21 protein-coding genes, 4 tRNA genes and 1 pseudogene are annotated in these 24,545 nt (G+C 70.1%); 12 read left to right on the top strand and 14 right to left on the bottom strand.

Annotated elements, in window-relative coordinates:
- The 3 genes and pseudogenes from CCN72_RS05175 to CCN72_RS05165 form a co-directional block, all read left to right on the top strand.
- Positions 1-627 (top strand): annotated as a pseudogene (locus CCN72_RS05175) (hypothetical protein); the annotation flags it as partial.
- A gap of 202 nt (positions 628-829) precedes the next feature.
- Positions 830-2,326: a N,N-dimethylformamidase beta subunit family domain-containing protein gene (locus CCN72_RS05170; RefSeq protein WP_086806514.1), complete on the top strand. Its 1,497-nt coding sequence runs from the start codon at positions 830-832 to the stop codon at positions 2,324-2,326.
- Positions 2,327-2,418: 92 nt separating this feature from the next.
- Complete coding sequence (locus CCN72_RS05165) at positions 2,419-3,318, top strand: phosphoribosylaminoimidazolesuccinocarboxamide synthase (protein ID WP_086806513.1); 900 nt, start codon at positions 2,419-2,421, stop codon at positions 3,316-3,318.
- Positions 3,319-3,361: 43 nt separating this feature from the next.
- On the opposite strand, the gene CCN72_RS05160 is transcribed toward CCN72_RS05165, so the two are convergent.
- The 8 genes from CCN72_RS05160 to CCN72_RS05125 all read right to left on the bottom strand — a co-directional run bounded on the left by CCN72_RS05160 (position 3,362) and on the right by CCN72_RS05125 (position 8,056).
- Positions 3,362-3,437 (bottom strand) — tRNA-Gly (locus CCN72_RS05160).
- Positions 3,438-3,460: 23 nt separating this feature from the next.
- Entirely contained in the window at positions 3,461-4,075 is a 615-nt protein-coding gene (locus CCN72_RS05155; protein ID WP_085565513.1) for a response regulator transcription factor, read from the bottom strand.
- A complete protein-coding gene (locus tag CCN72_RS05150; protein ID WP_086806512.1) occupies positions 4,072-5,358 on the bottom strand; it encodes a sensor histidine kinase in 1,287 nt (428 codons plus the stop codon). Before CCN72_RS05150 ends, CCN72_RS05155 begins: the two co-directional genes overlap by 4 nt.
- 17 nt (positions 5,359-5,375) lie before the next feature.
- A complete protein-coding gene (locus CCN72_RS05145) occupies positions 5,376-6,179 on the bottom strand; it encodes an ABC transporter permease (RefSeq protein WP_086806511.1) in 804 nt (267 codons plus the stop codon).
- A 47-nt stretch (positions 6,180-6,226) separates the two neighbouring features.
- Complete coding sequence (locus CCN72_RS05140) at positions 6,227-7,201, bottom strand: ABC transporter ATP-binding protein (RefSeq protein ID WP_086806510.1); 975 nt, start codon at positions 7,199-7,201, stop codon at positions 6,227-6,229.
- A 128-nt stretch (positions 7,202-7,329) separates the two neighbouring features.
- A tRNA-Gly gene (locus CCN72_RS05135) sits at positions 7,330-7,405 on the bottom strand.
- Positions 7,406-7,487: 82 nt separating this feature from the next.
- Positions 7,488-7,559 (bottom strand) — tRNA-Gly (locus CCN72_RS05130).
- A 179-nt stretch (positions 7,560-7,738) separates the two neighbouring features.
- On the bottom strand, positions 7,739-8,056 hold the full coding sequence (locus CCN72_RS05125) for a histone-like nucleoid-structuring protein Lsr2 (RefSeq protein WP_037650674.1): 318 nt from the start codon (positions 8,054-8,056) through the stop codon (positions 7,739-7,741).
- 310 nt (positions 8,057-8,366) lie between these two features.
- Here CCN72_RS05125 and purS point away from each other — a divergent pair, with 310 nt between their 5' ends.
- From purS to purL, 3 genes are read left to right on the top strand one after another with little or no spacing between them, the layout of a single operon-like run.
- Positions 8,367-8,639 (top strand): phosphoribosylformylglycinamidine synthase subunit PurS, encoded by a 273-nt coding sequence (purS, locus tag CCN72_RS05120; RefSeq protein ID WP_037650676.1) that lies wholly within the window; start codon positions 8,367-8,369, stop codon positions 8,637-8,639.
- The gene (gene purQ / locus CCN72_RS05115; RefSeq protein WP_086806509.1) at positions 8,636-9,316 is read left to right on the top strand and encodes a phosphoribosylformylglycinamidine synthase subunit PurQ; all 681 of its coding nucleotides are present in this window, start codon (positions 8,636-8,638) and stop codon (positions 9,314-9,316) included. The genes purS and purQ overlap by 4 nt, the downstream gene beginning before the upstream one ends.
- Entirely contained in the window at positions 9,313-11,571 is a 2,259-nt protein-coding gene (purL, locus tag CCN72_RS05110; RefSeq protein ID WP_086806508.1) for a phosphoribosylformylglycinamidine synthase subunit PurL, read from the top strand. The genes purQ and purL overlap by 4 nt, the downstream gene beginning before the upstream one ends.
- 59 nt (positions 11,572-11,630) lie before the next feature.
- Here purL and CCN72_RS05105 read toward each other — a convergent pair whose 3' ends face one another.
- Positions 11,631-12,215, bottom strand: coding sequence for a Uma2 family endonuclease (locus tag CCN72_RS05105; RefSeq protein ID WP_086806507.1), 585 nt, complete (start codon positions 12,213-12,215; stop codon positions 11,631-11,633).
- Positions 12,216-12,320: 105 nt separating this feature from the next.
- Between CCN72_RS05105 and CCN72_RS05100 the strand changes: the two genes are divergently transcribed.
- The 4 genes from CCN72_RS05100 (at position 12,321) to purM (ending at position 16,445) form a co-directional block, all read left to right on the top strand.
- Positions 12,321-13,118, top strand: a complete 798-nt coding sequence (locus tag CCN72_RS05100; protein ID WP_086806506.1) for a maleylpyruvate isomerase family mycothiol-dependent enzyme — start codon at positions 12,321-12,323, stop codon at positions 13,116-13,118.
- Between the two features lie 45 nt (positions 13,119-13,163).
- Positions 13,164-13,610, top strand: coding sequence for an META domain-containing protein (locus CCN72_RS05095; protein WP_086806505.1), 447 nt, complete (start codon positions 13,164-13,166; stop codon positions 13,608-13,610).
- Between the two features lie 203 nt (positions 13,611-13,813).
- The gene (gene purF / locus CCN72_RS05090) at positions 13,814-15,343 is read left to right on the top strand and encodes an amidophosphoribosyltransferase (RefSeq protein ID WP_085565504.1); all 1,530 of its coding nucleotides are present in this window, start codon (positions 13,814-13,816) and stop codon (positions 15,341-15,343) included.
- Between the two features lie 34 nt (positions 15,344-15,377).
- A complete protein-coding gene (gene purM, locus CCN72_RS05085) occupies positions 15,378-16,445 on the top strand; it encodes a phosphoribosylformylglycinamidine cyclo-ligase (RefSeq protein WP_086806504.1) in 1,068 nt (355 codons plus the stop codon).
- Positions 16,446-16,539: 94 nt separating this feature from the next.
- Here the strand turns inward: purM and CCN72_RS05080 are convergent, their stop codons facing one another.
- Together CCN72_RS05080 and CCN72_RS05075 are read right to left on the bottom strand one after the other, a co-directional pair.
- Positions 16,540-16,788 carry a DUF3073 domain-containing protein gene (locus CCN72_RS05080; protein WP_085565502.1) on the bottom strand — a complete coding sequence of 83 codons (249 nt, stop codon included), beginning with the start codon at positions 16,786-16,788 and terminating at the stop codon, positions 16,540-16,542.
- A 317-nt stretch (positions 16,789-17,105) separates the two neighbouring features.
- Positions 17,106-18,209 carry a Leu/Phe/Val dehydrogenase gene (locus CCN72_RS05075; RefSeq protein WP_086806503.1) on the bottom strand — a complete coding sequence of 368 codons (1,104 nt, stop codon included), beginning with the start codon at positions 18,207-18,209 and terminating at the stop codon, positions 17,106-17,108.
- Positions 18,210-18,407: 198 nt separating this feature from the next.
- Here CCN72_RS05075 and CCN72_RS05070 point away from each other — a divergent pair, with 198 nt between their 5' ends.
- Both CCN72_RS05070 and bldC read left to right on the top strand, forming a co-directional pair.
- On the top strand, positions 18,408-19,250 hold the full coding sequence (locus CCN72_RS05070; RefSeq protein ID WP_086806502.1) for a DUF8083 family protein: 843 nt from the start codon (positions 18,408-18,410) through the stop codon (positions 19,248-19,250).
- A gap of 554 nt (positions 19,251-19,804) precedes the next feature.
- The gene (bldC, locus tag CCN72_RS05065; protein ID WP_003949541.1) at positions 19,805-20,011 is read left to right on the top strand and encodes a developmental transcriptional regulator BldC; all 207 of its coding nucleotides are present in this window, start codon (positions 19,805-19,807) and stop codon (positions 20,009-20,011) included.
- A 442-nt stretch (positions 20,012-20,453) separates the two neighbouring features.
- Here the strand turns inward: bldC and CCN72_RS39510 are convergent, their stop codons facing one another.
- From CCN72_RS39510 to hrpA, 3 genes are all read right to left on the bottom strand, one after another.
- A complete protein-coding gene (locus CCN72_RS39510; RefSeq protein WP_167408644.1) occupies positions 20,454-20,606 on the bottom strand; it encodes a DUF6274 family protein in 153 nt (50 codons plus the stop codon).
- 224 nt (positions 20,607-20,830) lie between these two features.
- A tRNA-Asp gene (locus tag CCN72_RS05060) sits at positions 20,831-20,905 on the bottom strand.
- A 97-nt stretch (positions 20,906-21,002) separates the two neighbouring features.
- A partial coding sequence (gene hrpA, locus CCN72_RS05055; RefSeq protein WP_086806501.1) for an ATP-dependent RNA helicase HrpA occupies positions 21,003-24,545 on the bottom strand: 3,543 nt, incomplete at its 5' end.

Raw genomic sequence — 24,545 nt, 5'->3', positions numbered from 1 at the left:
ACCCTGGCCCGGATCCTGGACCACCTCACCGAGCCGACGGACCCCGCCGCCGTGCCGACGGCCCCCGCCACCGAGCCCATGGACCCCGCCACCGGGCCAACGGGCCCCGCGGGCCCGTTGGCCCGGTGGCCCGGCGCCGCCCTCGTCCCCGCCCGCACCGACGCCCGCACCGACGCGGACACCGCTCTCGCGGCGGCCGACGACCCCGACGAGGACGACGACCCGGGCACCGAACGCAGCGCCCTCCTCGCCGCCGGCCTCAGCGCCGAGGTGGCCCGGGAGGAGAACGCCGTGCCGCGCGGCGCCACCGCCGCGGGCCAGAGCCCGCCCTGCACCCTCTGGGACGGCGGCGCGCTGCCCCTCGTCCCCCTCCAGCCCCCGCGTACCGCCCGCGAACTGCTGACCGACCACGTCACCGCGATGGTGTGCTGCGCCGCCGTCGACACCGCGGGCGCGGTCCCGGCGCTGGACTGGCTGGACGGCCCGTCCCTGCTGCTGCACGGCGAGCGGGCGGCCGACCTGACCCCCCGGGTGCTGAGCCTGATCGAGGAGGGCGACCCGGGCCCGCTGCGCGACTGGCTGGCCGCCGCGGGGATACGCCCCGAGAAGCCGATACGCCTCGTCTGACAGCCGAGACGCCTCGCCCAACGGGAGCCTCGGCTTCCACTTCAGGTCAATTCGCAACGAATAGTGACCGAGCCCGTGCGTTATGTGATGTGCTGGAACCATCACGCACCTGGCAAAGGCATGCGACATACGACAGCACGGCCGAGCACCGCGAGCACCACCCGCCCACAGGACATCGGGGGGCTCGGGGAGGGGAGTGACCATGGCCTCGGACCACATCCGCCGCTGGGAGTCCGGAGCGATCGCGCACGCCGTCACCGATCCCTTCGGCCTGGGCCCGGTGCCCTGGCTGCGCGGCAGCGAGACCTACTTCGACGACACCGGCCATGTCGTGCCCTGGTACGTCGACGCCGTACCCCAGCAGCACACCCGGGGCGACGCGCGCATCCCCGCGCCGCGCACCTCCCCCGGCGGCCCCCGCTCGGCCGACGACGTGCACCGCCAGATCAAGGGCTTCACCGCCACCGGCGCGGTCGCGCCCGGCGAGGCGATCGACTTCCACATCACGGTCGACCCGCCGCAGGAGTTCGCCGTCGACATCTACCGGATCGGCCACTACGCGGGCGACGGCGCCGCCAAGATCACCACCAGCCCCCGGCTGTCCGGCATCGTGCAGTCCCCGCCGCTGACCGCAGACCGTACGGTCTCCTGCCACCACTGGTGGCAGTCCTGGCGCCTCCAGGTGCCCCCGCACTGGAGTGTCGGCGCCTATGTGGCCGTACTGACCACCGCCGACGGCCACCGCTCCCATGTGCCGTTCACGGTCCGCGACGACCGCCCGGCCGATCTCCTCCTGCTGCTGCCCGACGTCACCTGGCAGGCGTACAACCTGTACCCGGAGGACGGCCACACCGGCGCCAGCCTCTACCACGCCTGGGACGAACAGGGCGCGCTGCTCGGCGAGGCGGACGCCGCGACCACGGTCTCCTTCGACCGCCCGTACGCGGGCGCGGGCCTGCCGCTGCACGTCGGGCACGCCTACGACGTCATCCGCTGGGCCGAGCGCTACGGCTACGACCTCGCCTACGCCGACGCCCGCGATCTGCACGCCGGCCGGGTGGACCCCACCCGCTACCGGGGCCTGATCTTCCCCGGCCACGACGAGTACTGGACGGGGCCCATGCGCCGCGCCGCCGAGCGGGCCCGCGACCACGGCACCTCGCTGGTCTTCCTGTCCGCCAACACCATGTACTGGCAGGTCGAGTTGGGCGCCTCGCCGTCCGGGACGCCGGACCGGCTGCTGACCTGCCGCAAGCGCAAGGGCCCCGGCAAGCCGGTGCTCTGGCGGGAGGTCGACCGCCCCGAACAGGAGCTGATCGGCATCCAGTACGCGGGCCGGGTCCCCGAACCGCGCCCGCTGATCGTGCGCAACGCCCGGCACTGGCTGTGGGAGGCCACCGGCGCACACGAGGGCGACGAGATCCCGGGCCTGGTCGCGGGCGAGGCCGACCGGTACTTCCCGCGCACCGCGCTGCCCGCGCACGACGAGCGCATCCTGCTCGCCCACTCCCCCTACACCGACACCGGCGGCACCCTGCGCCATCAGGAGACCTCCCTGTACCGGGCCCCGTCCGGCGCCTGGGTGTTCGCCTCCGGCACCTTCGCCTGGTCCCCGGCCCTGGACCGCCCCGGCCATGTGGACCCCCGTATCCAGCGGGCCACGGCCAACCTCCTGGACCGCATCTGCAAACGCGACTGAGCCGCCTCCCGGCCCCGGACGACCCCTGACCGAAACCGACCGCCCCCATAAGGGAGAATCGAGGCAGTTGGACAGAACCACGGGGAGGAACCGTGTCCGGATTCGTAGAAAAGCCCGAGCCGATCGAGGTTCCGGGCCTGGTGCACCTGCACACCGGAAAGGTGCGGGACCTGTACCGGAACGAGGCGGGCGACCTCGTGATGGTCGCCAGCGACCGCATGTCCGCCTATGACTGGGTGCTCCCCACGGAGATCCCCGACAAGGGCCGTGTCCTCACCCGGCTCTCCCTGTGGTGGTTCGACCAGCTGCGCGACCTGGCCCCGAACCATGTGATCTCCGAGGAACTCCCCGCCGGCGCCCCCGCCGACTGGGCGGGCCGGACCCTGATCTGCACGTCCCTGAAGATGGTCCCGGTCGAGTGCGTGGCCCGCGGCTATCTCACCGGCTCGGGCCTGGTGGAGTACGAGGAGTCCCGGACCGTGTGCGGCCTCGCCCTCCCCGAGGGCCTCGTCGACGGCTCCGAGCTGCCCGCCCCGATCTTCACCCCGGCCACCAAGGCCGAGGTCGGTGAGCACGACGAGAACGTCTCGTACGAGGAGGTCGCCCGCCAGGTCGGCGCGGAGACCGCCGCCCAGCTGCGCCAGGCCACCCTCGCCGTCTACTCCCGGGCCCGCGACATCGCCCGCGAGCGGGGCATCATCCTCGCGGACACCAAGTTCGAGTTCGGCTTCGACGGGGACACGCTCGTCCTCGCCGACGAGGTGCTCACCCCGGACTCCTCCCGCTTCTGGCCGGCCGACCAGTGGCAGCCGGGGCGCGCGCAGCCGTCGTACGACAAGCAGTTCGTGCGCGACTGGCTGACCTCCGCGGAGTCCGGCTGGGACCGCAGGAGCGAGCAGCCCCCGCCGGCGCTGCCGCAGCAGGTCGTGGACGCCACCCGCGCCAAGTACGTGGAGGCGTACGAGCGTCTCACCGGCACCAGCTGGTCCTAGGGACACGAAGAAGACCCCGGTCCGATGGACCGGGGTCTTTCTCTGGAGCGGACGACGAGGCTCGAACTCGCGACCTCAACCTTGGCAAGGTTGCGCTCTACCAACTGAGCTACGTCCGCAGTGCGCCGTGGCGCGACAGCTACTATACCCAACCTCGCTCGCGGGCGAGACGCACTGCCGTGTGCCGGTTCTCGGCGCCGAGCTTGGTGACGGCGGAGGAGAGGTAGTTGCGCACGGTCCCGGGGGACAGCGCGGCCCGCTCGGCGATCTCCGCGACCGGCGCCCCGTCGGCGGCCAGCTCCAGCACCTCCGCCTCCCGGGCGGTCAGCGGGGAGTCCCCGGCGGAGATCGCGTCGGCCGCCAATTCCGGGTCCACATAACGGTTTCCGGCATGCACGGTCCGGATGATCTCGGCGAGCCGCCGGGCGCTGAGGGTCTTCGGCACAAACCCGCGCACCCCCGCCGCGAGCGCCCGTTTCAGATGCCCGGGCCGACCGTGACCGGTGACGATCAGCACCCGGCAGCCGGGCAGTTCGGCGCGCAGCGATGTGGCCACCCTCACACCGTCCGCGCCCGGCATCTGGAGATCCAGCACCGCCACATCGGGGGCGTGCGCCCGCGCCATCGCCAGCGCCTCGGGCCCCGTGGCCGCCTCCGCGACCACCAGCAGATCGTCCTCCAGCGAGAGCAGGGCGGCCAGCGCGCCCCGGATCAGATGCTCGTCGTCGGCGAGCAGCAGCCGTACCGGATCACTCATGACGTGACGTCACTCACTTCCCGCGCCGCTCGCGGCACCTCGTCCGACAGCGGCGTCCCCTCCGGCAACGGCACCTCGGCCACCAGCCGGAACCCGTCCTCGCCCGCGACGTCGGCCGCCAGCGTCCCGCCCACCGCCGCGAGGCGCTCCCGCAGCCCGGCGAGCCCCGACCCGCCGCTCGTACCCGTCGCGGCGCTCCGCACCCCGTCGTTCTCCACCGTCAGCACCACCACTCCCTCCCGTACCGCCAGCCCCACCGCGCACCGCCGCGCGTCCCCGTGCCGCAGCACATTGGTGGTCGCCTCCCGCACCACCCAGCCGAGCGCCGACTGCACCCCGGCGGGCAGCCCGGCCGGCTCCGCGCGCACCTCGCAGCCGATCCCGGCCGCCTCCAACACACCTTGCGCACCCGCGAGTTCGGCACCCAGATCGGCTTCACGGTAACCGCGTACGACGGCCCGCACCTCCCGCTGGGACTCCTGCGCGATCCGCTGCACCTCGATCATCTGCTCCACCGCCTCCGGCCGCCCCCGCCGGGCCAGTTGGACGGCCAGTTCGCTCTTGAGGGAGATCACGGAGAGGTTCCGCCCGAGGACGTCGTGCAGATCGCGCCCGAACCGCAGCCGCTCCTCGGCGACCGCGAGCCGCGCCTGGATCTCCCGGCCGCGCTCGGCCTCCCAGAGCACCGCGAGGGTCCAGGCACCGCAGCGGGCGGCCAGCAGGGTGAAGGCGGTGGCGAAGGCGACGGCCAGCGCGGTCGCCGCCGCACCGAGGCCGCTGGGGTGGGCGAGCAGCAGGACGACCACGAGCAGCGCCGACAGGGCGGCGGCCCGGCGCAGGAACACGGCCACGGGGACGGTGAGCGCGTAGGTCATGCCGAAGGACACCAGCACCGCGCCGAGCACCATCCGGCTGGTGGGCCCGTTGAGCCTGCCGAGCGCGACGAGCGTCACGAGCAGGGCGAGGGCCAGGGCGAGCAGCAGGGCCGGACCGCGGTGGGCCCGCACGGGCAGTTCGGACCGGCCGAGGTAGTGGTCGAGCGCCGGGCGGGTGAGCCGGCAGGCGACCAGGCACTGGAGCAGACCGACGGCGATCAGCAGGGCGCCGAGCGCGAGGGCTCCGGGGTGCCGGTGGAGGCCGACCGTGATGGGGGGCAGCAGCCAGCTCAGCGGGAACACCCAGATGGTGGCGTTCCAGGTGACCACGCTCTGCAGCTCGACCCGCTCCGCCTTGCTCCGCTCGCCCCAGTACCGCCGCTGCCAGCCCCGCAGCCGCCCCAGCATGCGCCGCACCCCCGTCCTCAGCGCCGCGGTTCCCAGCGGAACCACCGTCGTACAGCAAACACCGCCACCACGGTCCAGGCCAGCGCGGTGGCCAGGGCGGCCGGTGTCCCCGGGCCGCTCGGCCGCCCGGTCCAGCCCGCCTCGACCAGTCGGATCGCCGGGGACAGCGGGAGCAGCGCGCACAGGGACGCGATCCGGTCGGGCAGGGCCGCGGCGGGGACGGTGATCCCGGAGCCGAGCATGGACACGAGGAGCAGGGGCAGCGCGGTCACCTGGGCGCTCTCGGTGGTCCTGGTGAAGGACGCGGTGACGGCGGCGAGCGCGGCGCTCACCACGAAGCCGGACAGCAGCCCCGGCAGGATCAGCCAGGGCGCCTTCGGCGGGCCGGTGTGCAGCAGCAGGGCGCAGCCGACGGACAGCACCAGGACCTGGGCGAGGCCGAGTCCGACGGCGGGCAGGGCGGTGCCGGTGAGGATCTCGGTGTCGGAGAGTTCGCCGGTGCGCAGCCGCTTGAGGACGAGTTCCTCGCGGCGGGCGACGAACGCGCCGACCAGCGCGGTGTAGACGGCGAAGAGGAAGGAGAAGCCGATGGCGGCCGTCAGCATCGCGATGCCGGCACTCACCCCGTGCGCCTTCAGATCGAGCCGCGCGTACGCCCCGCGCACGGTGAACGGCAGCGCGAGCGGCACCAGCAGCGCGGTGACCACGGCCCCCCGGTTCCGCCCGAGCAGCGCGAGTTCGGCCCGCCCGAGCGCTCCCAACCGCCGTCCCGCAGATGTCCTCAACTGCCGTCCCGCCGACGTCCGTACGGCCCCGCTCATGCCGTTCCCTCCCTCGCTCGTGTACGTCCGCTCAGCTGCCGTCCCGCTCACGCCGCCACCCCCTGACCGAGCCCCTGACCGAGCTTGCTGTCATGCCCGGCGATCCCCAGGAACGCCTCCTCCAGGGAGGCCGAGCGCACATCGAGGGCGTGCAGCCGCAGGCCCGTGCGGTCGGCCCAGGCGAGGACGCCGGCGGCGGTGCGCTGGGGGTCGGTGGTGTGCAGCCGTACGGTCCGGCCCTCGTGCTCATGGCCGCAGACGCCGAGGGCAGCCAGCGGGGGCAGATCGCCCAGGTGGTAGCCCTCGGGCAGCTGGAAGGCCATCCGGCCCGGGCGGCCTGCGGTGACCTCGGCCGGGGTGCCCGCCGCGGCGATGCGGCCCGCGTGCAGGATGGCGAGCCGGTCGGCCAGGCCCTCGGCCTCCTCCAGATAGTGCGTGGTGAGCAGCACGGTCGTGCCGGCGTCCCGCAGCGCGCGCACCAACTCCCAGGTGTCCCGGCGGCCTTCGGCGTCCAGGCCGGTCGTCGGCTCGTCCAGGAAGAGCACCTCGGGGTCGCCGAGCAGGGCGAGCGCGAGGTCGAGCCGGCGCCGTTCGCCGCCGGACAGCTGTTTGACCCGTACCCCGAGCCGGTCCCCGAGCCCCACCCGCGCCAGCACCTCCGCCGCGGGCCGGGCGCCGCTGGTGCAGCCCGCCCACATCCGGGCGGTCTCGGCGACGGTCAGCTCCGCGGGGAAGCCGCCCTCCTGGAGCATCACGCCGGTGCGGGGGCGTACGGCGGTCCGTTCCCGGTAGGGATCGTGGCCGAGGACCCTGATCTCGCCGCCGGTCGGCGCGGCGAGCCCTTCCAGGAGTTCCACGGTGGAGGTCTTGCCCGCGCCATTGGTGCCCAGCAGCGCGAAGATCTCCCCGCGCGCCACGGAGAAGCTGATTCCGCGTACGGCCTCGAATCCGTCGGATCCGGCGCCGTAGACACGTGTGAGGCCGGTGACCTCGATCACCCGCTCGTGCCCGTCGATGTCCATGTCCTCAGCGTCCCGGCGTCCGGGGAGGGCCGGCAGTGCGCGGTGTCATCGGCCGGCATGACAAATGTCAGGACGGTGCCGAGCGGCGACACAAAAAAGCCCCGGTCATGAAGACCGGGGCTTTTCTTTGGAGCGGACGACGAGGCTCGAACTCGCGACCTCAACCTTGGCAAGGTTGCGCTCTACCAACTGAGCTACGTCCGCACTGCCCCCGACCGGCTCCCACCGATCGGTGCGAGCACCAGCCTACCTGATCCACAAGAGTGGTCGGGACGGCCGATGCCAGAGCGGGTGACAGGAATCGCACACTGCGCCTTCCCCCTGGAAGGGGGATGTTCTACTACTGAACTACACCCGCACGATCCTCGGGGTTTCGGCTTTTCGGCCTTGCCCTTCGGCGTGTCTCAGACATTAGCTGATCAGCAGGGGGGTAGCGCAAGTCGGCTCCCCGGGCGACCGCCCCGGCGCCCCAAGTGCACGGCGCCCAGGGCCCGCTGACGGACCCTGGGCGCCGCCCCTTCGCGGGCCTGGCACGCCTCACTGCGCGCTGCTGAACGCCTCGTAGACCTTCTTGGGGATGCGCCCGCGCGCGGGCACGTCCATCTTGTTGGCCTGGGCCCAGGCGCGCACGGCCGCCGGGTCGGGAGCCACCTCGGTCTGCTTGTACGCCTTGCCGGAGCGCGACCGCTTGCGGCCGGCCTCGACGAACGGCGCGAGCGCCTTGCGCAGTTTCTTGGCGTTGGTTTCGTTCAGGTCGATCTCGTACGACTTGCCGTCGAGTCCGAAGGCGATCGTTTCCGCCGCTTCCGAGCCGTCGATGTCGTCAAAGAGAGTGACCACGACCTTTTGCGCCACGAATATCGGTCCCTTCGTGCGGCACGTCGATACAGCTCACCGGCGTTGACGTGCCGAGTATCGGCTATTGCCAATTCATTTGTACAGTGCCCGGCAATGCAAAGTGAAGCCCGACTAAATCCGTCCGCGTGTCCGAACGCAATAGGGGTTGCGGGCGGCCCGTCGAACTTTCCCAGAACTTTTCACGACCACCGGGCTCCGACACCCGATCGTGATGCGCCTCACGTAGTTTCCTCCAACTCTACTCGCGTAGAAATTTTGTGCGGGTAGTCTGAAGGAACCTGCTCAGCACCACACATCGGGAGTGCCAGTGGCACGCGTCGTAGTCGACGTCATGCTCAAGCCGGAGATCCTCGACCCCCAGGGCCAGGCGGTCCAGCGTGCGCTGCCGCGCCTGGGATTCGAGGGGATCTCGGACGTCCGTCAGGGAAAGCGTTTCGAACTGGAAGTTGACGGCCCGGTCGACGAGGCCGCGCTCGCCCGCATCCGTGATCTCGCGGAATCCTTCCTCGCCAACACGGTGATCGAAGACTTCACCGTCAAGGTGGAAGAGGGCGCGGAAGTCGCGGAGGCGGCGAAGTGACCGCTCGTATTGGCGTCGTCACTTTCCCGGGGAGCCTGGACGACCGGGACACCCAGCGCGCGATCCGTCTCGCGGGCGCCGAACCGGTCGCCCTCTGGCACAAGGACAAGGACCTCAAGCAGGTCGACGCCGTGGTCCTGCCCGGTGGTTTCTCCTACGGCGACTATCTGCGCGCCGGCGCCATCTCCCGTTTCTCGCCGGTCATGGACACGGTCATCGAGCAGGCGAAGGCCGGCCTCCCGGTCCTCGGTATCTGCAACGGCTTCCAGGTGCTCACCGAGGCCCATCTGCTGCCCGGCGCGATGCTCGGCAACGACCACCTCCACTTCATCTGCCGTGACCAGAAGCTGCGGGTGGAGAACGCGGAGACGGCCTGGACCGGCGACTACCGCCAGGGCCAGGAGATCCACATCCCGCTGAAGAACATGGACGGCCGGTACGTCGCCGACCCGTACACGCTCGACAAGCTGGAGGCGGAGGGCCGTGTCGCCTTCCGTTACGTGGGCTTCAACCCGAACGGCTCGCTCAACGACATCGCCGGCGTCACCAACGAGGCGGGCAATGTCGTCGGCCTGATGCCGCACCCCGAACACGCCGTCGAGCCGTTGATCGGTTCCGGCCGCACCGACGGCCTCCCCTTCTTCACCTCGATCCTCAAGAAGCTGGTCAACGCATGAGCCGGACGCCTCTGGACACGGTCGAGCACGCGGCCGCGACCCCCGACGTCGAGCTGCCCTGGGCCGAACTCGGCCTGAAGAAGGACGAGTACGAGCGGGTGGTGGAGATCCTCGGCCGCCGCCCGACCGGCGCGGAACTCGCCATGTACTCGGTCATGTGGTCCGAGCACTGCTCGTACAAGTCCTCCAAGGTCCATCTGCGCCAGTTCGGGGAGAAGGCGCCCGAGTCGGACGCGCTGCTCGTCGGCATCGGCGAGAACGCCGGTGTGGTGGACGTCGGCCAGGGCTACGCGGTCACCTTCAAGGTCGAGTCGCACAACCACCCCTCCTACGTGGAGCCCTACCAGGGCGCGGCCACCGGCGTCGGCGGCATCGTCCGCGACATCATCGCGATGGGCGCCCGCCCGGTCGCGGTGGTCGACCCGCTGCGCTTCGGCGCGGCCGACCACCCCGACACCAAGCGCGTCCTGCCGGGCGTGGTCGCGGGCATCGGCGGCTACGGCAACTGCCTGGGCCTGCCCAACATCGGCGGCGAGGTCGTCTTCGACGCCTGCTACCAGGGCAACCCGCTGGTCAACGCCGGTGCCATCGGTGTGATGCGGCACGAGGACATCCACCTCGCCAAGGCCTCGGGCGCGGGCAACCAGGTCATCCTGTACGGCGCCAGGACCGGCGGAGACGGCATCGGCGGCGCCTCGATCCTCGCGTCCGAGACGTTCGACGACGCGAAGCCCTCGAAGCGGCCCGCGGTGCAGGTCGGCGACCCCTTCCAGGAGAAGCTGCTCATCGAGTGCACCCTGGAGGCGTTCCGGGAGAAGCTGGTCGTCGGCATCCAGGACCTGGGCGCGGCCGGACTCTCCTGCGCGACCAGCGAGCTGGCGTCCAACGGCTCCGGCGGCATGCGCGTGACCCTGGACGACGTCCCGCTGCGCGACTCGACGCTCTCGCCCGAGGAGATCCTCATGAGCGAGTCGCAGGAACGCATGTGCGCGGTCGTGGAACCGGCCAAGGTCGAGCGCTTCCTGGAGATCTGCGCGAAGTGGGACGTCATCGCCACGGTCATCGGTGAGGTGACCGACGGCGACCGGCTGGAGATCTTCTGGCACGGCGGCAAGATCGTGGACGTCGACCCGCGCACGGTCGCGCACGACGGCCCGGTCTACGAGCGGCCGTACGCGCGCCCCTCCTGGCAGGACGAGCTCCAGGCCGACGACGCGAACAAGCTGCCGCGCCCGGCGACTTCGGAGGAGCTGCGCGAGCAGGTCCTGAAGCTGGTGGCGTCCCCGAACCAGGCGTCCAAGAAGTGGATCACGCAGCAGTACGACCACTTCGTGCAGGGCAACACGGTGCTGGCGCAGCCCGAGGACTCGGGCATGATCCGGGTGGACGAGGAGTCCGGCCTCGGCGTCGCCATCGCGACGGACGGCAACGGCCGTTACGCCAAGCTGGACCCGTACACGGGTGCGCAGCTGGCGCTGGCGGAGGCGTACCGGAACGTGGCGACGACGGGCGCGAAGCCGCTCGCGGTCTCGGACTGCCTGAACTTCGGCTCGCCCGAGGACCCGGCGGTGATGTGGCAGTTCGCGGAGGCGGTACGCGGCCTCGCGGACGGCTGTCTGCAACTCGGCACCCCGGTGACCGGCGGCAATGTCTCGCTCTACAACCAGACGGGCGAGGCGGCGATCCACCCGACGCCGGTCGTCGCGGTCCTCGGTGTGATCGACGACGTCGCCCGCCGTACCCCGGTCGCCTTCCAGGAGGAGGGGCAGCTGCTCTACCTCCTCGGCGACACCCGCGAGGAGTTCGGCGGCTCGGCCTGGTCCCAGGTGATCCACGACCACCTGGGCGGTATGCCTCCGGTGGTCGACCTGGAGCGTGAGCGGCTGCTGGCCGAGATCCTGATCTCCGCCTCCCGCGACGGCATGATCGACTCCGCGCACGACCTGTCCGACGGCGGTCTGATCCAGGCCGTGGTCGAGTCGGCCCTGCTCGGCGGGAAGGGTGCGCGCCTGGTCGTCCCGGACGGCCTGGACGCCTTCACCTTCCTGCTCTCCGAGTCGGCCGGCCGCGCCCTCGTGGCCGTCCCCCGCTCGGAGGAGCTGCGCTTCAACGACATGTGCGGCGCGCGTGGCCTCCCGGTCACCCGCATCGGTGTCGTGGACGGCGACTCGGTGGAGATCCAGGGTGAGTTCACCCTCTCCCTGGCCGACCTGCGCGAGGCTCACGAGAACACGATCCCGTCCCTGCTGGCGTAGGCACGGAACCGGCCTCCCCCGCCCGGATTCAGGTTCCGGGCGGGGGATTCTCGCGAGGTTCAGCGGACGTAGTTCTTCAGGATCTCCGTGTCCAGCTCGATGTCCATCGGGCCGGGCACGAGCACCTTCTCCCCGAACTTCGCGGTGTGGACGTCGCGGTATCCACCGACGTGCCGGTCCGGGTTGCTGTGCACGGTGACGGTGCAGGCGTCCCGGTCGATCAAGAGGTACAGCGGGATTCCTGACTGTCCGTACGCGGTCGGCTTCTCGTGCCGGTCCCGCCGGTCGGTGTCCGAGTCGTACGAGGTGACCTCGACGACCATGAGAGCTCCGGCCGGGTCGGCCCACTCGCCATGTCCCGCGAAATGGGCCATGGGTGCCAGCACCGCATCTGGCTTTGCCCTGCCTTCTCGGTATGCCTCCACCCGGAGTCCTTGGCCGTAGACCAGATCCAAGTCGGGCCGGCCCTGCATACACCGTCGAGCCAGCCAGGAGACGATCACGTTGTGGTCCCCATCGGTCACCTTCTTGACTCCGATCCGTCCGTTGATGAACTCCAACGTGACGGTCTCGGGAGCGGCGGAGGCGATCGTTTCGAACTCCTGCACCGACATCTGAGACGTGCGCTCGGCCATAACCGTCATGTTGCACCCCCTTCCAGGCGGAAGCCAGTGTTGCCCGCCCCTGGCCGCGCCGCGCGGTTTCCGTTGCTGCTCACCCACACAGGTGAGTGCGCATAAGCTCCCCCCATGCCCCCGGCCAAGAAGCGTGCCCGTACCTACGATCCCGTCCGGACCCGTGCCGCGGTCCTCGGTCAGTTCGGGGCGGTGCGGGAGGCCGTACGGGGGCTGGGCGAGGAGCAGTTGGCGGGGGAGACCCGGCTCGCGGGCTGGTCCGTGCGGGAGTTGGTCGTGCACATCGGGATGGCGGTGACGGCCGTACAGCGGGCGCTCGCGCAGCCCGAGCCGGCCACGGCGGACGCCGTGCTGCTCGACTGGCCATTCGCGACCGCAGCCAACTCCGCCGCCATCGACGCGTTCACCCGGGACCTGACCGCCGAGCATCCCGACCTCGACGCCTATCTCGCGGACATCGACGCTTCCCTGCGCGGCCTCCTCGCCGAGCACCCCGGTGGCCGGCTGCTGCCGACCAACGCCGGTGTCCTGTCCCTGGACGACTACCTGGTCACCCGGGCCGTCGAACTCGTCGTGCACACCGACGACCTGAACGCGGCCGTGCCGGGGCTCGACGTGCCCTACGACCGGCAGGCGCTGGCCGCCACCACCCGGCTGCTCGCCGACGCGCTCGCCGCGAAGGCGCCCGGCGGCTCCACCGAGGTGCGCGTGCCGCCGTACGCCGTGGTGCAGTGCGTGGAAGGGCCCCGGCACACCCGCGGCACCCCGCCCAATGTGGTGGAGACCGATCCGCTGACCTGGGTACGGCTCGCCACCGGCCGGACGGACTGGCGGACGGCCGTGGACGACGCCAAGGTCAGCGCGAGCGGGGAGCGGGCCGATATCGGCGGGCTGCTGCCGGTCATGTCCTGAGGGGGACCGAGGGAACCCGTTGCGACGGCCGGCCGTCGTAACGGTATGAAACGGACCAAAGCGCCCGCCATCCTCGCCCTTCTCCTCCCCCTGGCGGTGGCCTGCGGCGCCGCGCCCGCGCACAGTGGAGCGGTGACCGTCGACGAACCCCTGACCGGCGTCGAGTGGCGCGTCGTGAGCGTCACCGCCCAGGGCGCCACCCACCCCGCGTCGGCCTCCGCCCGGCTGCTCGTCCGCGACGACGGGACCGCCGCGGGCAACCTCGGCTGCAACAGCTTCAGCGCCCCCGTCACCCTGCGCGGCGACGGCGTCACCTTCGGGCCGCTGCGCACCACCAAGATGGCCTGCGACGACGCCCGGATGGCGTTCGAGCGGCTGCTCGGCGGGCTGCTCGGCGGCCAGGCGCTCACCGGTACCCCCGACCACGGCAAGCTCACGCTCACCACGAGTCACGGAGACCACGTCAACCTCACCCGCAGCACACCAGAATGATGTGCGACACCTCACTCACGCATACGGCCAAACCGCCCCGCGAGAAGTCGCGGGCGGCCGGAGAAATCCCCGAATGATGCCAGAAACGCCGCGCTGACCTGCGTAGACGCGGAAAGCGACAAGGTGATCCGGTAACCACCCGGCCGTTACGACCGCGTATCCCCAATTCGGACCAGTGGTCGATCTCGCCTACACTCGGTGCCGTGCCACGTGGTGACGGTCGACTCAATCACGACCTGCTCCCCGGAGAGAAAGGCCCCCAGGACGCGTGTGGCGTCTTCGGTGTCTGGGCTCCGGGTGAAGAGGTCGCAAAGCTCACGTACTTCGGGCTCTACGCCCTCCAGCACCGGGGTCAGGAATCCGCGGGAATCGCGGTCAGCAACGGCTCCCAGATCCTCGTCTTCAAGGACATGGGCCTGGTCTCCCAGGTCTTCGACGAGACCTCTCTCGGATCGCTCCAGGGTCATATCGCGGTCGGACACGCCCGCTACTCGACCACCGGCGCCTCCGTGTGGGAGAACGCCCAGCCGACGTTCCGTGCCACCGCGCACGGCTCGATCGCGCTCGGCCACAACGGCAACCTGGTCAACACGGCGCAGCTCGCCGAGATGGTCGCCGAACTCCCGAACGAGAACAACAGCCGCTCCACCCGGGTCGCGGCCACCAACGACACCGACCTGCTGACGGCGCTGCTCGCCGCCCAGGTCGACGAGGACGGCAAGCCGCTGACCGTCGAGGAGGCCGCCCATCAGGTCCTCCCACAGGTCCGGGGCGCCTTCTCGCTCGTCTTCATGGACGAGCACACCCTCTACGCCGGCCGTGACCCCCAGGGCATCCGCCCGCTGGTCCTCGGCCGCCTGGAGCGCGGCTGGGTGGTCGCCTCCGAGTCCGCCGCCCTGGACATCTGCGGAGCCAGCTTCGTCCGCGAGATAGAGCCGGGCGAGTTCGTCGCCATCGACGAGAACGGCCTGCGCAGCTCGCGATTCGCGGAAGCAAAGCCCAAGGGCTGTGTCTTCGAGTACGTGTACCTGGCCCGCCCGGACACCGACATCGCCGGCCGGAACGTGTACCTCTCCCGGGTGGAGATGGGCCGCCGGCTCGCCAAGGAGGCCCCGGTCGAGGCCGACCTGGTGATAGCGACCCCGGAATCGGGCACCCCGGCCGCCATCGGCTACGCCGAGGCCTCGGGCATCCCGTTCGGCGCGGGACTGGTGAAGAACGCCTATGTGGGCCGTACGTTCATCCAGCCCTCGCAGACCATCCGCCAGCTGGGCATCCGGCTGAAGCTGAACCCGCTCAAGGAAGTCATCAAGGGCAAGCGCCTGGTGGTCGTGGACGACTCGATCGTGCGCGGCAACACCCAGCGGGCCCTGGTGCGCATGCTCCGCGAGGCGGGCGCCGCCGAGGTGCACATCCGCATCTCCTCGCCGCCGGTGAAGTGGCCCTGCTTCTTCGGCATCGACTTCGCCACCCGCGCGGAGCTGATCGCCAACGGCATGACGATCGACGAGATCGGCACCAGCCTGGGCGCCGACTCGCTCTCCTACATCTCCATCGACGGCATGATCGACGCGACCACCATCGCGAAGCCGAACCTGTGCCGCGCCTGCTTCGACGGCGAGTACCCGATGGAGCTGCCGGATCCGGAACTGCTCGGCAAGCAGCTGCTGGAGACCGAGCTGGCGGCCGGTCCCGCCGAAACGGCCGCGGCCGACGCGATCCGCCGCCCGTAACACCCCGCAGTACGACACGAAAGCTCTCACAGTCATGTCTGAGACAACTGGTGCCAGCTACGCAGCGGCGGGCGTCGACATCGAGGCGGGCGACCGCGCCGTCGAGCTGATGAAGGAGTGGGTCAAGAAGACCCGGCGTCCCGAGGTCCTCGGCGGCATCGGCGGCTTCGCCGGACTCTTCGACGCCTCCGCCCTCAAGCGTTACGAGCGCCCCCTGCTCGCCTCCGCCACGGACGGCGTGGGCACCAAGGTGGACATCGCCCGCCGCCTGGGCGTCTACGACACCATCGGCCACGACCTGGTCGCCATGGTCATGGACGACATCGTGGTGTGCGGCGCCGAGCCGCTGTTCATGACCGACTACATCTGTGTCGGCAAGGTCCACCCCGAGCGGGTCGCCGCCATCGTCAAGGGCATCGCGGAGGGCTGTGTACTGGCCGGCTGCGCCCTGGTCGGCGGTGAGACGGCCGAACACCCGGGCCTGCTCGGCGCGGACGACTTCGATGTCGCGGGCGCCGGTACGGGCGTCGTGGAGGCCGACCGGCTGCTCGGCTCGGATCGCATCCGCAAGGGTGACACCGTGATCGCCATGGCGGCTTCCGGGCTTCACTCGAACGGGTACTCCCTGGTCCGCCACGTCCTGCTGAACACGGCGGGCCTGGCCCTGGAGTCGGAGGTGGCCGAACTCGGCCGCACCCTCGGCGAGGAGCTGCTGGAGCCCACCAAGATCTACTCGCTGGACTGCCTGGCGCTGACCCGCACGGCCGATGTGCACGCCTTCAGCCACATCACCGGCGGCGGGCTCGCGGCCAACCTGGCCCGGGTGATCCCGGACGATCTGCACGCCGTGGTCGACCGCACCACCTGGACCCCGGGCGCGATCTTCGACCTGGTCGGCAGGACCGGGAACGTGGAGCGCCTGGAGCTGGAGAAGACGCTGAACATGGGCGTCGGCATGATGGCGATCGTCCCCGAGGAATCCACCGAGGTGGCCCTCGCGACGCTGGCCGACCGGGGCGTCGAAGCCTGGGTGGCCGGCGAGATCACCGAGCGTGGCGACAAGGACAGCGGCGCGGAGCTGGTGGGGGACTACGCGAACTGACGCCTACGGTGTGGTGCCCGCGAGACCTGCTCGCGGGTAGCACAGAAGCCGGTCGGTGGCTGTGCCACCGACCGGACTGGTGCTCAGTGCAAGGTCAAGCGCCGCGACGGTGTTGTGAGGGACCGTCGTCCTCGTCATCGTCGTCCTCATAGAGGTCGGCGTAACGGGAGTAAAGGTCGTCCTCGTCATCGTCATCGTCCTCGAAAGGCTCGCCGTTCGGCGGCTGGTTCGAAGTTGATGCGCCCAGTTCACTGGCCAGACGTGACAGGTCAGTCCCACCGCTGTTGTACTTCAGCTGGCGGGCGACCTTTGTCTGCTTGGCCTTGGCCCGGCCGCGCCCCATGGCTCGACCCCCTCGGTGACGGGGCTCGACGGCCCCAGAGTCTGACACGCGTTCACGATCTGGATCGGACTCTCCGTGGAGAGGCCGGTCCGTAGGGCTTCCACGGTACCTGAGCCCGCGCCCATACGGTACGTCGCCCGCAGCACGCGCGTGTGCACAGAACCTTCGAGGCGCCCTGTCCTCGCTGGTCAGTGGCGATTTTAACCACTTATCGGGGAACGACCCGCCGATGGAAGTGAGAGTTCTCTCTAACCAGCCCTCGGCGGGTACCGCTCATGTGTGCGAACTCGGGTGCGCGGAGCCTCCGCGCGACCGGGTCAGTGCCCGGTGCGGCCCGCGCGCGCCTCGGCCATCCGCTGCTCGGCGATCCGGTCGGCCGCCGCGGCCGGCGGAATCCCGTCTTCCTTCGCACGTGCGAATATGGCCAGCGTGGTGTCGAAGATCCGGGTCGCCTTCGCCTTGCACCGCTCGAAGTCGAAGCCGTGCAGCTCGTCGGCCACCTGGATGACCCCGCCCGCGTTCACCACGTAGTCCGGCGCGTAGAGGATCCCGCGGTCGGCGAGGTCCTTCTCCACACCCGGGTGGGCGAGCTGGTTGTTGGCCGCGCCGCACACCACCTTGGCGGTGAGCACCGGCACGGTCTCGTCGTTCAGGGCGCCACCGAGCGCGCAGGGCGCGTAGATGTCCAGGCCCTCCAGACGGATCAGCGCGTCGGTGTCGGCGACCGCCGTCACGCCCTCGTGCTCGTCGAGGATCCGCTGGACGGCGTCCGGGCGGACATCCGTGATGACGACCTTCGCACCCTCGTCCAGCAGGTGGCGCACCAGATGGTGGCCGACCTTGCCGACCCCGGCGACACCGACCGTGCGGTCGCGCAGCGAGGGGTCGCCCCACAGGTGCTGGGCGCAGGCGCGCATGCTCTGGTAGACGCCGAAGGAGGTCAGCACCGAGGAGTCGCCGGCGCCGCCGTTCTCCGGGGAGCGGCCGGTGGTCCAGCGGCATTCGCGGGCCACCACGTCCATGTCGGCCACATAGGTGCCGACGTCGCAGGCGGTGACGTAGCGCCCGCCGAGGGAGGCGACCATCCGGCCGTAGGCGAGCAGCAGTTCCTCGGTCTTGTCGCGTTCCGGGTCGCCGATGATCACGGCCTTGCCGCCGCCGTGGTCCAGGCCGGCCATGGCGTTCTTGTACGACATCCCGCGCGCGAGGTTGAGCGCGTCGGCGACGGCCTCGGCCTCGGTGGCGTACGGGTAGAAGCGGGTACCGCCGAGGGCCGGGCCCAGAGCGGTGGAGTGGAGCGCGATCACGGCCTTGAGGCCACTGGCGCGGTCCTGGCAGAGCACGACCTGCTCATGACCGCCCTGCTCCGAGTGGAACAGGGTGTGCAGGACATCAGCAGGCGCGCCGGTTACGTCGGTCACTGTGGTGACTCCTGTGTACTAGCGGCGAGTGGGGTCAGCTCCCGTACGGGTGGCGGGTGCTGGTGGCATGAGCGTAGAGCCTGGGTCCGGGCACCGTCCGCGCAGTGTTCAGGATCACTCGCACGGGCTCACCGCACCCCTCTGGCCATGGCACGATTTGCAGTGTTTCCAGCCGGGTTCGATGGGGAGGGAGCAGGCGTGCCGAAGGTGTCCTCCGTGGTCGTCCCCTATGCCGCCTACCTGCGCGTGTACGAGCCGCTGGGCGCCTTCCCGGAGCCGGAGCGCGGCCACTGGGCGCGCTATGCCCGCCGCCAGGACCGGCCCACGTACCAGGACGAACTGCGGCGCTCGCTGGCCGACTTGGTGCCGACCCCGCCCATCGCGGTGCCGGTGCGCGAGAGCGGCGACGCCTTTGTGCTGGAGGTCGACGGGGTGGTCTGCGTGTGCCCCTGGCGGACCCGGCTGCGCGGCTGGCAGGCGCTGGAGGAACTCGGCGCGGAGCTGCCCCCGCCGGTGCTGGACGCCGTGCTGCCCCCGGTGGTGCGCCGGCAGGCGGCCCTGGACTACGAGCGCTGGCTCGGGCGCAATCCCGACGCGCGCCCGTGGATCCGCACGGCGACCTGGCAGGTGCCGGTGAACTGGTTCGTGCTGGTCACGGACGAGGAACGGCGGTACGACAAGGGGACCGCCGAGGCGCCCCCGGTGCTGCGCTACCGCACGCCGATGGTGCAGGCCCGGCGCCGGGTGGCCAGGGCGCTGCGCACTCTGAAGGAGTCCGTGGGGGAAGGGCCGCTGCTCGACGGTCTGCTGGACGTCGGCCGCTGGCTGGAGGAGTTCCATCCGAGGTCGCTGGTGGAGCTGGACTACGGCGGTCTGGTGCATGTGCTGCCGGCCGACGAGTTGGCGGACGACCACTCGGCGGCGGACGTGGCCGAGGGCATCGAGGCGCTGCGCCAAGGGGACGAGGCGGCGGCCGGGGAGGCGTACGCGCGGCTCGTGGAGCGGTGGCGTGCGGTGCGGGATCGGCGTTCGGCGAACTGACGTTCAAACAGAAACCGCCAAAACGTGATCCGCGCCACAGCTCAGACGGTGTCCAACGGCGTACGGTCAAGCGCGTTTCACCCAACTGACGGGGCGTCGGCCCCGATCCGGGCGTTTGCGTCAAGGACGCCCGAAAGGTGATGGACTGCACGTACGGGGCCCTTGCGCCTCTTCCCCCTCCTCATGCCAAAATAGGACAAGGAGTCCGGGGAGGGTTCCTTCCGTCCAAGTGTGGTGCACTATGGGCGGAATCTCTGCATTGCACGCTTTGGGGGGTCTGGTGCCTCCTGATCGCCCTGTGACTGATCGTCACGGTGGCGTGACTGTCCGCTATGGCATGGTCCATCGGCTTCCGTCGCTGATGAACACCTGGGAGGGCAATTCCATCGGTTTGGCCGACCGGGCTGGACAGATGGTGTAGTTGTAGTGCCGAGGACAAGCCGTTCGTCCTATAACCGACTCGACTCGCGTCCGCCATTTCGGGCAACGCGGGTCAAGGTGCAGAATTTAGAGGAAAGAACCGAGAAGGTTCGGTTCTCCCGAGGAGGCCGCTCATGACCGCTCGCACCCCTGATGCCGAGCCGCTGCTGACCCCGGCTGAGGTCGCCACCATGTTCCGCGTCGACCCCAAGACGGTCACGCGGTGGGCGAAGGCCGGCAAGCTCACGTCGATCCGCACGCTCGGCGGGCACCGCCGTTACCGCGAGGCTGAGGTCCGCGCTCTGCTGGCGGGCATCCCGCAGCAGCGCAGCGAGGCCTGACCGAGCAGGCGGAACAACTGAATACAGGGCAAAACGGCAGGCCCCCCAACCTGTCGAGGCGCCCGAAACCCTAGCTTCAAGCGACGCGGGACCTGCCCCAACAGGCCCCACGCCCAGGCCGAAAAGAACGTTGTAGGCAAGCGACACAGGGTGCGTCGTCGATCGCGCTGGACTCCGCCGGGTCCAGCGCGATCTGTTTTGTGCGCTGGTCGGGGGCGGGGCGAGGGGTCGGTGAGGGTGTCGAGGGTGCACTTCGGTATGGAGTGCAATTGCACATATTAAATTGACCCGTTGTAGGAGGGGTGTAAGTTGCAGAGTTCTGAAAACTCATGCAGTGACACCCGTCACATGCCAGGCTACTTGTTGCCCCGGGCATGCGTACGCTAATGGAATCACCAGTTCCACTATCCCCTGTGTGAAAGGGAGTTGGGGCCCGCGCCGGTCACGCCGTACGGGATGGCCGGCCCTCGCTCATCGCCAGCCGCAGCAGCCGGTGGCAGACCGGGCAGTGCCGGGTGAGATGCCGGTACGACAAGGCGGCCGCGAGGTGCGCGCGGAGCAGTGCCCGCGTCTCATGCCTGACCGATGTCCCCATGTCCTTCTGGGTACCGAGCGAAGCGGACGCAGTCAAGGCCGCGCGACGGCATGGAAGCGTCCGTAAGCGTCCAGAAGGAGCCGCGTGGGCTTCTGATCGGGTTTGCCGACTTTCGTTGCCCTCAGGGGCCGCCAGGCGGCGCCGTGCGGGTGCGACTTCCCCTTTGGGGTGCGGACATGAGTAAGGCCCGCGATCCTCAAGGGATGCGGGCCTTACTTCTACTGCGGTCCTGACGGGATTTGAACCCGCGGCCTCCACCTTGACAGGGTGGCGAGCACTCCAAGCTGCTCCACAGGACCATGTTTCGCGGCACTTGGCTTGTTGCTTTGTGCTGCGAGATGAGACTGTACAGGAGGTGAGCCCGCCAGGTCGAACTCACCCCCTGTGAGCGGTCGGTTACGGTGCGGCCGCGTCGATCGCCTTCACGATCCGCTTGTCGGAGACGGGGTACGCCGTGCCCAGCGCGTGCGCGAAATAGCTGACCCGCAGCTCCTCCAGCATCCAGCGGATGTCCAGGACCTGCTGCGGAACGGGCCGCCCCTGCGGAAGCTGCTCCAGCAGCCAGGCGTACTCGTCCCGCATCTCGTGGACCTTCTCCATGCGCGTGGTGTCCCGCTGCACGTTCGCCGGCATCTGCTGGAGCCGCCGGTCCGCCGCCACCAGGTACCGCATCAGATCCGGCAGCCGCCGTATCCCCGCCCAGGTGACGAACCCGGGCTTCACCAGCGCGTCCAGCTGCTTGCGGACGTCCGTGAGGTTCGCGAGGAGCGCGGGGCTGCGCACGGCCTTCAGCCGCCGCTCACAGGCCCCCCACGCGGCCAGCACCTGCTGTACCTGGCCGACCGTGCGCACCGTGGTGTCCACGATCTCGGCGCGCACCTTGTCGTACAGCTTCCGGTACGACTCCTCGTCCCACGCAGGGCCGCCGAAGTCCGCGATCAGCTTGTCCGCGGCGGCCATCGCGCAGTCGTCGAACAGAGCCTGGATGGATCCGTGCGGATTGGCGGACAGCCCCAGCTTCTGCTGATTGCTGAGCTTCTCGGACGCGAACTTGGCAGGGTTCACCGGGATGTTGCGCAGGATCAGCCGCCGGGTGCCCTTCCACATGGCCTCCGCCTGCTCGGCCTCCGTGTCGAAGAGCCGTACGGAGACCGTGTCGCCGTCGTCCACCAGCGCCGGGTACGCCTTCACCGGCTGTCCGGCCCGGCGCGTCTCGAAGACCCGGCTCAGCGTGCCGATCGTCCAGTCGGTCAGCCCCTCGCGCTCCAGCGCGGGCCCGCCCTCGCGGGACGCGGTCGCCGCCGCGGCCTGGGAGAGCGCCTTGCGCGCCTTCGGCTTCAGCTGGAGCTTCAGCGCCTCCAGGTCCTTGTCCTCGGCCAGCTTCCGGCGCCGCTCGTCGACGATCCGGAAGGTGATCCGAAGATGCTCGGGGACCTTGGCCCAGTCGAAGTCCTCCGCCTCGAACGGCACCCCGACCATGCGCTTGAGCTCACGCGCCATCGTCACGGTCAGCGGCTCCTGGAGGGGCACCGCCCGCTCCAGGAACGCCTTGGCGTAGTTCGGCGCGGGCACGTAGTTGCGCCGGATCGGCTTGGGCAGGGACCGGATCAGCTCCGTGACGACCTCTTCCCGCAGGCCCGGGATCTGCCAGTCGAAGCCCTCGTCGGTGACCTGGTTGAGGACCTGGAGCGGGATGTGCACGGTCACACCGTCCGCGTCCGCGCCCGGCTCGAACTGGTAGGTGACCCGGAACTTCAGGGCCCCCTGCCGCCAGCTGTCCGGATAGTCGTCCTTGGTGACGGCCTCCGCGGACTCGCGGATCAGCATCTCCCGCTCGAAGTCCAGGAAGTCCGGCTGCTCGTGCCGCTTCCGCTTCCACCAGGAGTCGAAGTGCGCTCCGGAGACGACGTGTTCGGGCACCCGCTGCTCGTAGAAGTCGAACAGCGTCTCGTCGTCCACCACGATGTCCCGGCGCCGGGCCCGGTGCTCCAGCTCCTCGACCTCGCTGAGGAGCTTGCGGTTGTCGGCGTAGAACTTGTGGTGGGTGCGCCAGTCGCCCTCCACCAGCGCGTTGCGGATGAACAGCTCGCGGGAGACCTCGGGGTCGATCCGGCCGTAGTTCACCTTGCGCTGGGCGACGATCGGCACGCCGTACAGCGTGACCTTCTCGTACGCCATCACGGCCGCCTGGTCCTTCTCCCAGTGCGGCTCGCTGTACGTGCGCTTCAGCAGGTGCCCGGCGATCGGCTCGACCCACTCGGGCTCGATCTTCGCGTTGACCCGCGCCCACAGCCGGCTGGTCTCCACCAGCTCGGCCGACATCACGAACTTGGGCTGCTTCTTGAACAGTGCCGAGCCCGGGAAGATCGCGAACTTGGCGTTGCGGGCGCCCAGATACTCGTTCTTGTTGCCCTCCCGTACGTCCTTCATCCCGACGTGGGAGAGCAGGCCGGCCAGCAGGGAGACGTGCACGCGGTCGGCCGGGGAGTCCTCCTCGGCGAGGTGGATGCCCATCTGCTTGGCCACGGTCCGCAGCTGGGTGTAGATGTCCTGCCATTCGCGGATGCGCAGGAAGTTCAGGTACTCCTGCTTGCACATCCGCCGGAACGAGCTGGAGCCGCGCTCCTTCTGCTGCTCGCGCACATACCGCCACAGGTTGAGGTAGGCGAGGAAGTCGCTGGTCTCGTCCTTGAAGCGGGCGTGCTGCTGGTCGGCCTGCGCCTGCTTGTCGGCGGGGCGTTCGCGCGGGTCCTGGATGGACAGGGCGGCCGCGATGACCATGACCTCGCGGACACAGCCGTTGCGGTCCGCCTCCAGCACCATCCGGGCCAGCCGCGGGTCCACGGGCAGCTGGGCCAGTTTGCGGCCGGTGTCGGTGAGCCGCCTGCGGGGGTCTTTCTCGGCGGGGTCGATCGCGCCCAGTTCCTGGAGGAGCTGCACGCCGTCGCGGATGTTGCGGTGGTCCGGCGGGTCGATGAAGGGGAACTTCTCGATGTCGCCGAGGCCGGCCGCGGTCATCTGGAGGATGACGGAGGCCAGGTTGGTGCGCAGGATCTCCGCGTCGGTGAACTCCGGCCGGGCGAGGAAGTCGTCCTCGCTGTACAGCCGGATGCAGATGCCGTCGGAGGTACGGCCGCAGCGGCCCTTGCGCTGGTTGGCGCTGGCCTGCGAGACCGGCTCGATGGGCAGCCGCTGGACCTTGGTGCGGTGGCTGTAGCGGCTGATCCGGGCGAAGCCGGGGTCGATGACGTACTTGATGCCCGGGACGGTCAGCGAGGTCTCGGCGACGTTCGTGGCCAGCACGATCCGGCGTCCGGTGTGCTGCTGGAAGACCCGGTGCTGCTCGGCGTGCGACAGCCGGGCGTACAGCGGCAATATCTCGGTGAATCTGTACTTCTTCTTCTCCAGCGCGTCCGCCGTGTCGCGGATCTCCCGCTCGCCGGAGAGGAAGACGAGGATGTCGCCCTTGCCCTCGGCCTGGAGCTCCTCGACCGCGTCGCAGATCGCGGTGATCTGGTCGCGGTCGGCGTCCTCGGACTCCGCTTCGAGCAGCGGCCGGTAGCGCACCTCCACGGGGTACGTCCGCCCGCTGACCTCGATGATCGGGGCGTCCCCGAAGTGCCGGGAGAAGCGCTCGGGGTCGATGGTCGCCGAGGTGATGACGACCTTGAGGTCCGGCCGCTTGGGCAGCAGCTGGGCGAGATAGCCCAGCAGGAAGTCGATGTTGAGGGACCGCTCGTGGGCCTCGTCGATGATGATCGTGTCGTAGGCGCGCAGTTCGCGGTCGGTCTGGATCTCGGCGAGCAGGATGCCGTCCGTCATCAGCTTCACGAAGGTGGCGTCCGGGTTCACCTGGTCGGTGAACCGCACCTTCCAGCCGACGGCCTCGCCGAGCGGAGTGCGCAGCTCCTCGGCGACCCGCTCGGCGACGGTACGGGC

Origin of the sequence: Streptomyces murinus (assembly GCF_002154555.1) — a bacterium.
GTDB classification, from domain to species: domain Bacteria; phylum Actinomycetota; class Actinomycetes; order Streptomycetales; family Streptomycetaceae; genus Streptomyces; species Streptomyces murinus.
The sequence above is the reverse complement of the archived record's forward strand: the minus strand, read 5'-3'. Positions and strand labels throughout refer to the sequence as shown.

Bases quoted from the DNA above. Each gene is read 5' to 3' on its own strand.
- CCN72_RS05170 (WP_086806514.1), top strand. From the start codon at position 830: ATGGCCTCGGACCACATCCGCCGCTGGGAGTCCGGAGCGATCGCGCAC.
- CCN72_RS05155 (WP_085565513.1), bottom strand. From the start codon at position 4,075: ATGAGTGATCCGGTACGGCTGCTGCTCGCCGACGACGAGCATCTGATC.
- CCN72_RS05150 (WP_086806512.1), bottom strand. From the start codon at position 5,358: ATGCTGGGGCGGCTGCGGGGCTGGCAGCGGCGGTACTGGGGCGAGCGG.
- CCN72_RS05145 (WP_086806511.1), bottom strand. From the start codon at position 6,179: ATGAGCGGGGCCGTACGGACGTCGGCGGGACGGCAGTTGAGGACATCT.
- CCN72_RS05140 (WP_086806510.1), bottom strand. From the start codon at position 7,201: ATGGACATCGACGGGCACGAGCGGGTGATCGAGGTCACCGGCCTCACA.
- purL (WP_086806508.1), top strand. From the start codon at position 9,313: ATGAGCCGGACGCCTCTGGACACGGTCGAGCACGCGGCCGCGACCCCC.
- CCN72_RS05105 (WP_086806507.1), bottom strand. From the start codon at position 12,215: ATGACGGTTATGGCCGAGCGCACGTCTCAGATGTCGGTGCAGGAGTTC.
- CCN72_RS05100 (WP_086806506.1), top strand. From the start codon at position 12,321: ATGCCCCCGGCCAAGAAGCGTGCCCGTACCTACGATCCCGTCCGGACC.
- CCN72_RS05095 (WP_086806505.1), top strand. From the start codon at position 13,164: ATGAAACGGACCAAAGCGCCCGCCATCCTCGCCCTTCTCCTCCCCCTG.
- purM (WP_086806504.1), top strand. From the start codon at position 15,378: ATGTCTGAGACAACTGGTGCCAGCTACGCAGCGGCGGGCGTCGACATC.
- CCN72_RS05080 (WP_085565502.1), bottom strand. From the start codon at position 16,788: ATGGGGCGCGGCCGGGCCAAGGCCAAGCAGACAAAGGTCGCCCGCCAG.
- bldC (WP_003949541.1), top strand. From the start codon at position 19,805: ATGACCGCTCGCACCCCTGATGCCGAGCCGCTGCTGACCCCGGCTGAG.
- CCN72_RS39510 (WP_167408644.1), bottom strand. From the start codon at position 20,606: ATGGGGACATCGGTCAGGCATGAGACGCGGGCACTGCTCCGCGCGCAC.